We start from the raw sequence: 13,634 nt of genomic DNA, 5'->3' as shown, positions 1-13,634 counted from the left end.
TGACCTGTGCACAGACGTGACCAGGTTCAGTCGAGGGGAAACGGCGAGATGGCGGCGGAACTCGGACACGTCACGGTGGTCTTCGCCGGACAGAGCGAGTCCTGGGCCAAGTGGATCGACCACCAGATCCGGGCCGCGGGACGGGGCACCACGCTGATCAGGTGGAACCCGCTGCGCCGACCGCCCACCGCCGCGGCCTTCACCAGCCTGCTCAGCGCGCCCGGGCGCGTCCTGCTCGTGATAGACGACTGGCACGAACGGCTGGGCAACGAGCGGTTCGAGGCCTGGGCCGAGGCACTGCGCCAGGTCCTGCCGACGTACCAGGACCGGATCGCCGCCGTCAGCATCACCGCCCGGCCCATGCCCGAGGCCGTCATCGCCCTCGCCCCCGTCGAACTGCGCGGACTGCGCCCCGAGGTGGCGCGCAGCCGGGTCCTGGAGTGCGCCGGCATACCCGCCCCGGGCGTCCTGATCGACCTGCGCCGCGGCCCCCGCTTCCCCGACGATCCGCCGGACGTCTGGCACGTCCCGCGCCGCAACCTCCGCTTCGTCGGCCGCACCGAACTGCTGGAGAAGGTCTACGGCGCCCTCTCCGCCGCCGGACCCACCGGCGCCGCCGTGGCGCTGCTCGGCCCCGGCGGCTTCGGCAAGACCCAGCTGGCCCTGGAGTACGTCCACCGGTTCGCCGGCGAGTACGACATCGTCTGGTGGATCAACGCCGCCCAACGCGTCACCGCCCGCCAGCAGTTCGCCGACCTCGCCGCCGCCCTGGACCTGCGCGACTCCGGCGACCTCGCGAACACCATCACCGCCGTCCGCCGGGAACTCGACCGCACCGCCCGGCCCTGGCTGCTCGTCCTGGACGGCGCCGGCGACCCGGAGCGGCTGATCGACCTGGTGCCCGAGGGACGCGGCCACATCCTCGTCACCACCCACCGCAGCGAGTGGGGCGCCCACGCCGAGAACATCGCCGTACCCGTCTTCGAACGCCGCGAGAGCGTCGCCTTCGCCGGGCGCCGCACCGAGCGCCTCAGCGGCATCCAGGCCGAGCGGCTCGCCGAGGCCGTGGAGGACATGCCGCTGCTGCTCGACCAGACGGCCGCCTGGCTGGACATCAACCCGACCGTGCCGGTCGACGACTACATCCGGGACATCCGCGACGGCCGCCCGGACCGCTTCGGCGTCATGGCCTCCGGCCAGTACCCGGAGAGCTTCGAGGTCGCCTGGGCCAAACTCGTCAACACCCTGCGCGACGGCTCGGAATCCGCCTGGCAGCTGCTCAACCTGCTGGTCTGCTTCTCCCACGACGTGGTGCCGGTACGGCTGTTGCAGACCGCCCGGCACGGCGACCTGCCCGCCGAGCTGGACGAGCTGATCGCCGAGCCCAGCAGCTGGAACACCGCCCTGCGCCGGCTGTCCGAGATCACCTCCATGCGGATCGAGTACGAGGCCGGGCCGCGCATGGACACCCAGACCGTCGGCACCCTGCGCATGCACCGCCTCTTCCACCGCTTCGTACGGTCCATCCAGTCGCCGGCCGACGCCCAGCGCTACTCGGCCGCCGCCCGCAAGGTCCTCGTCTCCGCCGACCCCCGCGACTCCTCCTCGGCCGGCAACTGGGCCCGGTACGCCGCCCTCATCCCGCACCTGGAACCCTCCGGTGCCCTGGAGTCGGCCGACGACGACGCCCGCGAACTCGTCCTCAACTGCATCGAGTACCTGCGGATGCGCGGCGAGTACCACGACGGCTGGTGGCTCAGCCGCCAGGCCGTGGAGCACTGGCGGGGCACCTCCGGCGACACCGACCGCTCGGTGCTCATCGCCGTCCACCAGCTCGCCAACATGCTGCGCCGGCTGGGCAAGTACACGGAGGCGGAGACCGTCGGCCGCGAGATCCTCGGCCGGCTCGAACGCTCCGAGGACGTCCGCCCGATCGAGGTGATCCGCGCCAAGGACGGCCTCGGCGGCACCCTCATGGCGCTCGGCCGCTACCCGGAGGCCCGCGCCCTGTTCGACGAGGCCGCCGCGAGCGCCGCCTCCGAACTCGGCGGCGAGCAGGTGCCGCGCACCCTCGCCATCCGCAGCAACCTCGCCGTCGCCCTCGGCCTCCAGGGCCACTACACCGAGTCCCTCGCGCTGCACCGCAGGATCTACGAGGCCCGGCTGGACCTGCTCGGCGAGCGCGACGCCCTCACCCTCAACTCCTCGCTGCGCACCGCCTGGATGCTGCGGCTGCTCGGCAGCTACCGCGAGGCGCTCACCATCCAGGGCCACAACTCCCGGGTCCACAGCCAGGTCCTGGACCGCACCCACAGCCAGACCCTGCTCGCCGAGCACAACCTCGCGCTGTGCGCCCGGCGCGTCGGAGACCTCCAGTTCGCGCACGCCATGCTGCGCGGCGTCCGCGAGAAGCTGATCCGCCGCCGTGGCGCCCTGCACCCCGAGACGCTGATGGCGTCCTGCGACTACGCGATGCTGCTGCGCGACCTGGAACTCACGGAGGAGGCCAGGGGCCTGGCCGAGGCCACCGCCACCCAGTACGCCGCCCAGCTGGGCGAACGCCACCCGTACGCGATCGGCGCGCGGGACAACGTCGGCACCGTCATGCGGGACATGGGCGAGCACCGGGCCGCGCTGGCGCTGTCCCGGCAGACCACGGCCCAGATGCGACGGGCGGTTGGCCGGGACCACCCCTGGGCCATCGGCTGCGCGAAGAACGAGGTCGCCGCGCTGGCCGGCGTAGGAGAGGTCGAGGCCGCGGCGGCGCTGGGCCGGGAGAGCGCCGAGCGTTCCGCGCGCGTCCTGGGCGACGCGCATGTGCTCACCATCAGCCTGCGGGCCGGTCTCGCACTGGACCTGGCCCAGCTGGGCGAGCGGGAGGAGTCCGAGGCGCTGCACCGGGACACGGTGGCCCGGCTGACCTCACGGCTCGGCGCCGACCACCCGCAGACCCGGCACATCCTCGAACGGCAGCGGCCGTACTGGGACTTCGAGCCTCAGCCGATCTGACACCCAGGCACAGAAAGCTGAACCCGAATACCGAGAGCCCGATCTTCTGCTTCTCGGTGAACCGGTTGGCCGGGTCGAAGGAGATCCGGGCCGCTCTGATGAGCCGACGGCACCGCAGTTCCCAAGGGGCGCGGGGAACTGCGCGACGAGCCACGACGGGCCCGCAGCCGCGTACGGTCTCCACGGCCCCCAGGGATGGGCGAAGGGCCCGGTGCCGAGCGAGAACTCGGTACCGGGCCCTGAGCGTCGGCTGAACCGCCGGAGGCTTACGCCTCGAACACCTCACGCACCAGCTGCTCCTGCTCGGCCTGGTGCCGCTTGGCGGAACCGACGGCCGGGGACGAGCCGTGCGGACGCGAGATGCGCCGCAGCCGCTCGCCGTGCGGGACCTCGGCGCCGACGGCCAGGTCCAGGTGGTCGATCAGGTTGAGCGCGATGAACGGCCAGGCACCCTGGTTCGCCGGCTCCTCCTGGGCCCACAGGTACTTCTCGGCGTTCGGGTACTTGGCGATCTCGGCCTGGAGCTCGGCACCCGGCAGCGGGTACAGGCGCTCGATGCGGATGATCGCCGTGTCCGTGACGCCGCGCTTCTTCCGCTCGGCCTCCAGGTCGTAGTAGACCTTGCCGGCGCAGAAGACGACCTTCTTGACCGCGGCCGGGTCGACCGAGGAGTCGCCGATGACCGGCTGGAACTGCCCGGTCGTGAACTCCTCCGCCGTCGCCGCCGCCGCCTTCAGACGCAGCATCGACTTCGGGGTGAAGACGACCAGCGGCTTGTGGTGCGGGTTGTGCACCTGCCACCGCAGGAGGTGGAAGTAGTTCGACGGCGAGGTCGGCATCGCGACCGTCATGTTGTTCTGCGCGCACATCTGGAGGAAGCGCTCCGGGCGGGCCGAGGAGTGGTCCGGGCCCTGGCCCTCGTAGCCGTGCGGCAGCAGCAGGACGACGCCGGAGGTCTGCGCCCACTTCTGCTCGGCCGAGGAGATGAACTCGTCCACGACCGTCTGCGCGCCGTTGACGAAGTCGCCGAACTGCGCCTCCCACATCACGAGCGCCTCGGGGCGGGCCAGCGAGTAGCCGTACTCGAAGCCCATCGCGGCGTACTCGGACAGCAGCGAGTTGTAGACGTTCAGCCGCGACTGGTCCTCGGAGAGGTACTGCAGCGGCGTGTACTCCTCGCCCGTCTCACGGTCGATGATGACCGCGTGGCGCTGGCCGAACGTACCGCGCTGCGAGTCCTGACCGGCGAGCCGGACCGGGACGCCCTCCAGCAGGAGGGAGCCGATCGCGAGGGTCTCGCCCATGCCCCAGTCGATGGTGCCGTCCTCGACCATCGACGCCCGGCGCTGCAGCTGCGGAAGCAGCCGCGGGTGGACGGTGATGTGGTCGGGGATGTTGACCTGGGACTCGGCGATCCGCTTGACGGTCTCCGAGGTGATCGCGGTGTTGACGGCGACCGGGAACTCGGCCTGCGGGTCCGAGGGCTCCGCGGCGGCCGGCTGCGAGGTGGCCTCGCGGACCTCCGTGAAGACCTTCTCCAGCTGGCCCTGGTAGTCCTGCAGCGCCTGCTCGGCCTCTTCCAGGGTGATGTCGCCGCGACCGATGAGGGACTCGGTGTAGAGCTTGCGCACCGAGCGCTTCTTGTCGATCAGGTCGTACATCAGCGGCTGGGTGAAGGCCGGGTTGTCCGACTCGTTGTGACCGCGGCGGCGGTAGCAGATGAGGTCGATCACGACGTCCTTGTTGAACGCCTGGCGGAACTCGAAGGCCAGACGGGCAACGCGGACGACCGCCTCGGGGTCGTCGCCGTTCACGTGGAAGATCGGCGCCTCGATCATGCGGGCCACGTCGGTGGCGTACATCGAGGAGCGCGACGACTCGGGGGCCGCCGTGAAGCCGACCTGGTTGTTGATGACGATGTGGACCGTGCCGCCGGTGCGGTAGCCGCGCAGCTGCGACATGTTCAGGGTCTCGGCCACCACGCCCTGGCCCGCGAAGGCCGCGTCGCCGTGGATCGCCACCGGCAGGACGGTGAAGTCCGTGCCGCCCTTGTTGATGATGTCCTGCTTGGCGCGCGAGACGCCCTCCAGGACCGGGTCCACCGCCTCCAGGTGCGAGGGGTTCGCGACCAGGGAGACCTTGATCTGCTCGCCGTCGAGACCGGTGAAGGTGCCCTCGGCGCCCAGGTGGTACTTCACGTCACCGGAGCCATGCATCGACTTCGGGTCGAGGTTGCCCTCGAACTCGCGGAAGATCTGGGCGTACGACTTGCCGACGATGTTGGCCAGGACGTTCAGGCGGCCGCGGTGGGCCATGCCGATGACGACCTCGTCCAGGCGGGACTCGGCGGCGCTGTCGATGACCGCGTCCAGCAGCGGGATGACGGACTCGCCGCCCTCAAGCGAGAAGCGCTTCTGGCCGACGTACTTCGTCTGCAGGAAGGTCTCGAAGGCCTCCGCGGCGTTCAGCCGGCGCAGGATGCGCAGCTGCTCCTCGCGCTCCGGCTTGGTGTGGGCGCGCTCGATGCGGTCCTGGATCCACCGGCGCTGCTTGGGGTCCTGGATGTGCATGAACTCGACGCCGGTGGTGCGGCAGTACGAGTCGCGCAGCACACCGAGGATGTCCCGCAGCTTCATCAGGGACTTGCCCGCGAAGCCACCGACGGCGAACTCGCGCTCCAGGTCCCACAGGGTGAGGCCGTGCTCGGTGATGTCCAGGTCGGGGTGCTTGCGCTGCTGGTACTCCAGCGGGTCGGTGTCGGCCATGACGTGGCCGCGGACCCGGTAGGAGTGGATCAGCTCGAAGACCCGGGCGGCCTTGGTGACGTCGTCGTCGTGGCTGGCGTCGATGTCCTTGAGCCAGCGGACCGGCTCGTAGGGGATGCGCAGCGCCTCGAAGATGTCGTCGTAGAAGCCGTTCTCACCGAGGAGGAGGTTCGCGACGATCCGCAGGAACTCGCCGGAGGCGGCGCCCTGGATGACCCGGTGGTCGTAGGTCGACGTGAGCGTCATGACCTTCGAGATGCCGAGCTTGTTCAGGGTGTCCTGGGAGGTGCCCTGGAACTCCGCCGGGTAGTCCATGGAGCCGACGCCCATGATGACCGACTGGCCGGGCATCAGACGCGGGACCGAGTGGACGGTGCCGAGGCCGCCGGGGTTGGTCAGGGAGACCGTCACGCCGGTGAAGTCGTCCATGCCCAGCTTGCCGTCGCGGGCACGGCGGACGATGTCCTCGTAGGCCTGCCAGAACTCGAAGAAGTTCAGCGTCTCGGCCTTCTTGATGCCCGCGACCACGAGCTGGCGGTCGCCGTTGGGCTTGACCAGGTCGATGGCGAGGCCGAAGTTGATGTGCTCCGGCTTGACCAGGGTCGGCTTGCCGTCCTTCTCCGCGAAGGAGTAGTTCATCGACGGCATGGCCTTGATGGCCTGCACCATCGCGTACCCGATGAGGTGCGTGAAGGAGATCTTCCCGCCCCGGGCGCGCTTCAGGTGGTTGTTGATGACGATGCGGTTGTCGAAGAGCAGCTTCACCGGGACCGCGCGCACGGACGTGGCCGTGGGCACCTCCAGCGAGGCGTTCATGTTCTTCGCGACCGCGGCGGCGGGGCCGCGCAGCGTCACGAGCTCGGGACCGTCGGCAGCGGCGGCAGCGGGCTCGGCCTTCTTCGGCTGAGCGGGCTTCGCGGCCGGCGCGGGCGCGGCGGGCTTCGCGGCGGCCGGGGCCGGGGCGGCCGGAGCCGCGGGCGCGGCGGCCGCGGGCTTCGGGGCCGCGGGGGCCGGCGCGGGGACCGACGGGGCGGCCGGAGCGGCCGGAGCGGTGGTGGTGGTCTCTGCGGCCCCCGCGGCCGCAGTACCCGCCGGAGCCGAGGCGGCGGCCGCCCCAGGCTTGTAGTCGGCGAAGAAGTCCCACCAGGCTCGGTCCACCGAATTGGGGTCCTGGAGGTACTGCTGATAGATCTCGTCGACGAGCCACTCGTTCGGACCGAACGCGGCCGCGGGATTCTTGCCCGCTTGGTCTGCGTCGGTCGAGATGCTCGAGTTACTGGGGGACTGTGGCGACACGGCGGCAACCGCCCTCTTCCGCTTCACAAGGTGATGGACAGCGGGAATTAAGGCTACGCCCCCATGGCCGGGAAGGTCAGGCTGAGCAAGGTCATCGTCGCGTAAGTCACATCGGAAAGCGTGTTTCGTGCCTGGAAATGGCGGGAAACAAGCGTGGTTCCGCTTCGGATGACCTCAGATGGGAAGGCGCGATCACGACCTGACACGCCGAAGGCGCAGGTCTGTACCTGATCACACGTGTCCGTCAGCCAGGACAGACGTGGATCTTGACGCTCCGCTTCGAACTTTACGTCAACTTGGTACGGATGGCTGCCCTGGAAGTGTGACAAGAATCCGGCAACCCCGATCGGATTCGGCCACTCCGATCCGGCCGCCGTGCAGATCGACGGCCCAGCGCGCGATGGCCAGCCCCAGCCCCGTACCGCCGTCGCTGCCCGGCCCGTGCGGACGGCTCACGGCACCCCGGTTGAACCGCTCGAAGACCCGGTGCCAGTCGGAGCGCGGAATGCCCGGACCCTCGTCCAGGACCTCCAGCACCAGCGACTCCGGGTGCGCGCCGCGCCGCGCCTTGACCGTCACGCGGCCGTGCGGGGGGCTGTGCTTGATCGCGTTGTCGATGAGGTTGGCGACGACCTGGTGGATGCGCTCGGGGTCGGCGTGCGCGGTCAGCTCCGGCGGGGAGACGTCGAGATGCAGATGGACGTCGGTGCGGGTGTGGCTGCCGGAGCCCGACGCCATGCCGCCGCGCGCCGAGGAGACCATGTTGGCCTCCTTCAGCACCCCGGACAGGTACGGCCACACCTCGAAGCGCCGCAGCCGCAGCGGTACGACGCCGTTGTCCAGGCGGGACAGGTCGAGGAGGGTCTCCACGAGCCGGCCGAGGCGCTCGGTCTGCTTCAGCGCCGTGCGCATGGTCTCGGGGTCGGCCTCGGCGATGCCGTCGACGACGTTCTCCAGAACCGCCCGCAGGCCCGCGATCGGGGTGCGCAGCTCGTGCGAGACGTTCGCCACCAGCTCCTTGCGCTGCTGGTCCTGGGCCTCCAGCTCGTCGGCCATGAGGTTGATCGTGCCGGCGAGGTCGCCCAGCTCGTCCCGGCGGTTGTCGCGCACCCGGCGGGTGTAGTCGCCGTGCGAGATGGACCGGGCCACCGCGTTCATCTCGTCCAGCGGCGCGGTGAGCGAATGGGCCACGAACTGCGTAATGAGCAGTGTGGCGATCATCGAGAAGACCGTGATGAAGCGCAGCTCCGTCTGGGTGCGCACGGCGATCATCGACAGGCCGGTGGTGATCAGCACCGCGATGATGACCAGCGCGCCCAGCTTGGTCTTGATCGAGAACGGTCGTACGCCGCCCCAGGGTCCCCCGGGGCCTCTCCGCGCGGCCGGTCCGTCGCTCATGGCGTCGGGGTCTCCAGGGCGTAGCCCACGCCGTGCACCGTGCGGATCCGCTCGGCGCCGATCTTCCGGCGCAGCGCCTTGATGTGGCTGTCGACGGTCCGGGTGCCGGAGGCGTCCGCCCAGTCCCACACCTCGGCGAGCAGCTGCTCACGGGAGAGCACCGCGCGCGGGGTGTTCGCCAGGCACACCAGCAGGTCGAACTCGGTGGGGGTGAGGTGAACGTCCTCACTGCGCACCCGCACCCGCCGCTGCGCGTGGTCGATCTCCAGCTCGCCGAGGCGCAGGATGCCCGACCGCGGGGTCGTGGCGGCCAGCGCGGCCCGCTCGACGCGGCGCAGCAGCACGTGCACGCGTGCCGCCAGCTCCCGCATCGAGAACGGCTTGGTCATGTAGTCGTCGGCGCCCACGCCGAGCCCGACCAGCATGTCGGTCTCGTCGTCGCGCGCGGTCAGCATCAGCACCGGCACCGGCCGCTGGGCCTGCACCCGGCGACAGACCTCCAGGCCGTCGAAGCCCGGCAGCATGATGTCGAGGATCAGCAGGTCGGGCTGCCACGCCTCGGCCGTGTCGACCGCCGCCGGACCGTCGCCCGCGGTCTGCACGAGGAAGCCCTCGGCGCGCAGGCGGGCCGCGATGGCGTCCACGATGGTCGGATCGTCCTCGACCACGAGGACCCGGCGCTGGGCGCCGGGGGTCGCCGCCGTGCCGTTGTGGGAGGTGTGTGTCTGCTCCATCGCCCGCCCCAAAGTTGCTTTCCGGAATCCGTGGGGTGATCCCGCTAACTGGCTATGCCTGCGCATGCTTGCGATTGACGCTTGAATGATCCGCGTCAGGTGAGCAGAGTACGGGGAGTCACCGCGCCACGGCTATCCAGGCCGTACGGCGAGGTGCACGACGTCCGGAACGCCCCGGGCAACGGGGATCTCTTCGGTACGCACCTGTTGGAATCCGGCATTACACAAGGTTTCTTCGAATTCCGGAGACGGCTGGGCGGACCAGACGGCAAGCACCCCGCCGGGCCTCAACACCCCTGCGCAGCCCGCCAGTCCGGCCGGTGAGTACAGGCTGTCGTTGCCCTCGGTGACGGTCCAGTCGGGCCCGTTGTCGATGTCGAGACACAGGGCGTCATACGTGGCGGAAGTCTCATGTACGTACGCCACGAGATCCGTTTCCAGAATCTCGGTGCGCGGATCGGCGAGGGCCGGGGCGGAGAAGTCGGACAACGGGCCGTCGAGATGCCAGTCGATAATCGCGCGCTCACGCTCCACGACGGCGATCCGTCCCGGACGCGGATCGGCGGCGGCATGTGCGAGCGAGAACCCGACGCCGAGCCCGCCGATCAGCACCTCCGGGGCGGGCCGCCCGTCCAGCGCGCCGAGCGCCGCGTCGACCAGCAGCCGCTCCGAGCGTCCGTCGGAGGTGTCCATCAGGAAGCAGCCGTTGGCGATGATCTGGAGCAGTTCGCCGTGCCGACGCAGCACGATCTCGCCGTGCGGCCCCTCGCGACGGTCCAGGACTTCGGGGATGTCGAACGAAGTGGGCATCCGGTCATCCTGGCAGGTCCGGCCGGGCCGGCCGAGGGATTTACCTTCGAATGCGTGAAGGGGTGAGACGCGAGAACTTGTTGAGAGGTTGCTGAGAATCCGCTGTTCTGTGGCGCAGATCACAGACATGGATGATCCGTGGTCCGAGGGTGGGGAAAACGGAAGGAGCGCCTCACCTTGGAACGGACTGCGGTCGGGGGCGTGACGGACTCGGTTCCCGAGCCCGAGGTCGCGGAGCTGCTGGACGGGATGCCCCGCCAGCGCGGGCCGGTCGCCGCCGTGACGGCGCCTCCGGTGACACCGAAGCCGCCCGTGATGCCGGTCCCCGCAGGGGCCACCGCGCCGCGCACCCGTCCGTTCCGCCCCTGGCGCCTGCTCCCCACCCCCACCGGCACCCCGTTCACCCTCGCCTACGCCGCCGTCCTGGCCGTCACCTCGCTGATCGCCACCTACGCCGACCCTGACCTCGTCCACGCCCTGCACCAGGGCTCCAGCACCGATGTCGCGCACCTCGTGCGGACGCCCGTGCTGGTGCTGCTCGCCAGCGCCCTGTGGGTGGCGGGCGGCTTCCTGGGGCCGTACACGCTCGGCTTCCTGCTCGTGCTGACCGCGCTGGAACGGCGGATCGGCGGCGTGCGCACAGCCCTTGTCTTCCTGACCGGACACGCCCTGGCCACGCTCGCGACCGAGGTCCCCGTGGGGCTCGCCGTGCTGGTCGGCCACCTTCCCGACAGTTCGCTGTACCGCCTCGACTACGGCATCAGCTTCGGCGTCGCCACCAGCACCGGTGCCCTGGCCGGGCTGCTGCGGCCCTGGCTGCGGTGGCCGGTACTGGCGCTGTTCGGCGGGATGCTGCTCCAGGACCTCCTGAACCTCACGGACCCGCTGACCAATTGGGGACACCTCATCTCGCTGGCCATCGGGATCGGGATGTGGCCGATCGTCAGGCGCTGGGCTCGCGGTGGGACGGGCGGGAAGGATCGAGCCCCGTTGACCGTTGATCCCACGAAAGCCCGAGGTCACCGTATGTGCGGCCGCTGATCGCTCACAGCGAACCCGGGTCCGGGAACATTCGAGCCTCCCCGTGCATTGAGTCGGCATAACTCAACTTGACTGCCTAAGGGGAGATCATGGCTTCGACGTCCACACCGCTCACCCTGCCCGTGCTGCCGCTCGACGACGAGGTCGTGCTGCCCGGGATGGTGGTCCCGCTGGACTTGAACGACGCCGATGTACGCGCCGCGGTGGAGGCCGCTCAAGCGGCCGCCCGTTCGCAGCCCGGGAAGCCACGGGTGCTCCTGGTGCCGCGCATCGACGGGACGTACGCGAGCACCGGTGTGCTCGGCACCGTCGAGCAGGTCGGCCGGCTGGCCGACGGCGACCCCGGCGTCCTGATCCGGGGACGCGGCCGGGTGCGGATCGGCGCCGGGACGACCGGGCCGGGCGCGGCCCTGTGGGTCGAGGGCGCGCGGGTCGACGAGAGCGTGCCCGAGCCGCTGCCCGGACAGGTCGCCGAACTGGTGAAGGAGTACAAGGCCCTCGCCACCGCCTGGCTGCGCAAGCGCGGCGCCTGGCAGGTCGTCGACCGCGTCCAGGCCATCGACGACGTGTCCCAGCTCGCCGACAACTCCGGTTACTCGCCCTTCCTGACCACCGAGCAGAAGGTCGAGCTCCTGGAGACCGCCGATCCGGTCACCCGCCTCAAGCTCGCCACCCAGCAACTGCGCGACCACCTCGCCGAGCAGGACGTCGCCGAGACCATCGCCAAGGACGTCCAGGAGGGCGTCGACAAGCAGCAGCGCGAGTTCCTGCTGCGGCGTCAGCTGGAGGCCGTCCGCAAGGAACTGCGCGAGCTGAACGGCGAACAGGACGGCGAGGAGTCCGACGACTACCGCGCCCGCGTGGAGGCCGCCGACCTGCCGGAGAAGGTCCGGGAGGCGGCGCTCAAGGAGGTCGACAAGCTGGAGCGGTCCTCCGACCAGTCGCCCGAGGGGTCGTGGATCCGCACCTGGCTCGACACCGTGCTCGAACTGCCGTGGAACGAGCGGACCGAGGACGCGTACGACATCCAGGGCGCCAAGGCGATCCTCGACGCCGAGCACGCCGGCCTGGAGGACGTGAAGGAGCGCATCACCGAGTACCTGGCGGTGCGCAAGCGTCGTACGGACCGGGGTCTCGGTGTCGTCGGTGGGCGGCGCGGCGGTGCCGTGCTCGCGCTCGTCGGCCCGCCCGGCGTCGGCAAGACCTCGCTCGGCGAGTCCGTGGCGCACGCCATGGGGCGCAAGTTCGTCCGGGTCGCCCTCGGCGGCGTCCGCGACGAGGCCGAGATCCGCGGCCACCGCCGTACCTACGTCGGCGCGCTGCCCGGCCGGATCGTGCGCGCGATCAAGGAGGCCGGTTCGATGAACCCGGTCGTCCTCCTGGACGAGATCGACAAGGTGGGCTCCGACTTCCGGGGCGACCCGGCGGCGGCCCTGCTGGAGGTGCTGGACCCGGCTCAGAACCACACGTTCCGCGACCACTACCTGGAAGTGGAACTGGACCTGTCCGACGTCGTCTTCCTCGCCACCGCCAACGTCCTGGAAGCCATCCCGGAGGCCCTGCTCGACCGCATGGAGCTGGTCCGCCTGGACGGCTACACCGAGGACGAGAAGGTCGTCATCGCCCGCGACCACCTGCTCCCGCGTCAGCTGGAGCGGGCAGGTCTGAAGGCGGACGAGGTCGCGCTCGACGAGGGCGCGCTGCGCAAGCTCGCCGGCGAGTACACCCGCGAGGCGGGCGTACGCACCCTGGAGCGCTCGATCGCACGGCTGCTGCGCAAGGTCGCGGCCCAGCACGAACTGGGCGAGCGGGAGCTGCCGTTCACCATCGGCGACGGCGACCTGCGCGGACTGATCGGCCGGCCGCACCACGTGCCCGAGTCGGCGCAGGACCCGGCCGAGCGGCGTACGGCGGTCCCGGGCGTCGCGACCGGCCTCGCGGTGACCGGCGCGGGCGGTGACGTCCTGTACGTCGAGGCGTCGCTGGCCGACCCGGAGACGGGCGCGGCGGGCCTGACCCTGACGGGCCAACTGGGTGACGTGATGAAGGAGAGCGCACAGATCGCCCTGTCCTTCCTGCGCTCGCACGGCGCCGAACTGGAGCTGCCCGTCGCCGATCTGAAGGACCGGGGCGTGCACATCCACTTCCCGGCGGGTGCGGTGCCGAAGGACGGTCCGAGCGCGGGCGTCACGATGACGACGGCGCTGGCGTCGCTGCTGTCCGGCCGCCTGGTCCGCACGGACGTGGCGATGACCGGTGAGGTCTCGCTGACCGGCCGGGTGCTGCCCATCGGCGGGGTGAAGCAGAAGCTGCTGGCGGCCCACCGGGCGGGCGTCACGACCGTCGTCATCCCCAAGCGCAACGAGCCCGACCTGGACGACGTCCCGGCCGAGGTGCTGGACAAGCTCGACGTCCACGCCGTGACCGACGTCCGCCAGGTCCTGGAGCTGGCGCTGTCGCCGGCCACCAACGGCGCGGCGCCGGAGGTTCCGGTCGCGGCGTGACGGACGTCGACCGGAAAGGCAGGGCCCGGGCCCCGTGAGGGACCCGGGCCTTCGCCACCGCGAGAGGGATCAGCCGT

At 70.7% G+C, this 13,634-nt stretch carries 7 protein-coding genes; 3 read left to right on the top strand and 4 right to left on the bottom strand.

Translation table 11 applies throughout. From position 1 onward, the window contains the following. Positions 1–48 precede the first annotated feature (48 nt). Positions 49–3,009 carry an FxSxx-COOH system tetratricopeptide repeat protein gene (gene fxsT, locus AQJ67_RS10905; RefSeq protein WP_062717915.1) on the top strand — a complete coding sequence of 987 codons (2,961 nt, stop codon included), beginning with the start codon at positions 49–51 and terminating at the stop codon, positions 3,007–3,009. Between the two features lie 266 nt (positions 3,010–3,275). Here fxsT and AQJ67_RS10900 read toward each other — a convergent pair whose 3' ends face one another. The 4 genes from AQJ67_RS10900 to AQJ67_RS10885 all read right to left on the bottom strand — a co-directional run bounded on the left by AQJ67_RS10900 (position 3,276) and on the right by AQJ67_RS10885 (position 10,012). Further along, positions 3,276–7,070: a multifunctional oxoglutarate decarboxylase/oxoglutarate dehydrogenase thiamine pyrophosphate-binding subunit/dihydrolipoyllysine-residue succinyltransferase subunit gene (locus AQJ67_RS10900; RefSeq protein ID WP_062717914.1), complete on the bottom strand. Its 3,795-nt coding sequence runs from the start codon at positions 7,068–7,070 to the stop codon at positions 3,276–3,278. 291 nt (positions 7,071–7,361) lie between these two features. Further along, complete coding sequence (locus AQJ67_RS10895) at positions 7,362–8,468, bottom strand: sensor histidine kinase (protein ID WP_062717912.1); 1,107 nt, start codon at positions 8,466–8,468, stop codon at positions 7,362–7,364. Further along, complete coding sequence (locus AQJ67_RS10890; protein WP_003997964.1) at positions 8,465–9,202, bottom strand: response regulator transcription factor; 738 nt, start codon at positions 9,200–9,202, stop codon at positions 8,465–8,467. Before AQJ67_RS10890 ends, AQJ67_RS10895 begins: the two co-directional genes overlap by 4 nt. A 132-nt stretch (positions 9,203–9,334) precedes the next feature. Then, positions 9,335–10,012, bottom strand: coding sequence for a spermidine synthase family protein (locus AQJ67_RS10885; protein WP_062717910.1), 678 nt, complete (start codon positions 10,010–10,012; stop codon positions 9,335–9,337). A gap of 177 nt (positions 10,013–10,189) precedes the next feature. Between AQJ67_RS10885 and AQJ67_RS10880 the strand changes: the two genes are divergently transcribed. Further along, on the top strand, positions 10,190–11,053 hold the full coding sequence (locus AQJ67_RS10880; protein WP_062717908.1) for a rhomboid-like protein: 864 nt from the start codon (positions 10,190–10,192) through the stop codon (positions 11,051–11,053). 89 nt (positions 11,054–11,142) lie between these two features. After that, positions 11,143–13,557, top strand: coding sequence for an endopeptidase La (lon, locus tag AQJ67_RS10875; protein ID WP_062717906.1), 2,415 nt, complete (start codon positions 11,143–11,145; stop codon positions 13,555–13,557). Positions 13,558–13,634 lie beyond the last annotated feature (77 nt).

Source organism: Streptomyces caeruleatus (assembly GCF_001514235.1).
GTDB classification, from domain to species: domain Bacteria; phylum Actinomycetota; class Actinomycetes; order Streptomycetales; family Streptomycetaceae; genus Streptomyces; species Streptomyces caeruleatus.
The sequence above is the reverse complement of the archived record's forward strand: the minus strand, read 5'-3'. Positions and strand labels throughout refer to the sequence as shown.

Bases quoted from the DNA above. Each gene is read 5' to 3' on its own strand.
- fxsT (WP_062717915.1), top strand. From the start codon at position 49: ATGGCGGCGGAACTCGGACACGTCACGGTGGTCTTCGCCGGACAGAGC.
- AQJ67_RS10895 (WP_062717912.1), bottom strand. From the start codon at position 8,468: ATGAGCGACGGACCGGCCGCGCGGAGAGGCCCCGGGGGACCCTGGGGC.
- AQJ67_RS10890 (WP_003997964.1), bottom strand. From the start codon at position 9,202: ATGGAGCAGACACACACCTCCCACAACGGCACGGCGGCGACCCCCGGC.
- AQJ67_RS10885 (WP_062717910.1), bottom strand. From the start codon at position 10,012: ATGCCCACTTCGTTCGACATCCCCGAAGTCCTGGACCGTCGCGAGGGG.
- lon (WP_062717906.1), top strand. From the start codon at position 11,143: ATGGCTTCGACGTCCACACCGCTCACCCTGCCCGTGCTGCCGCTCGAC.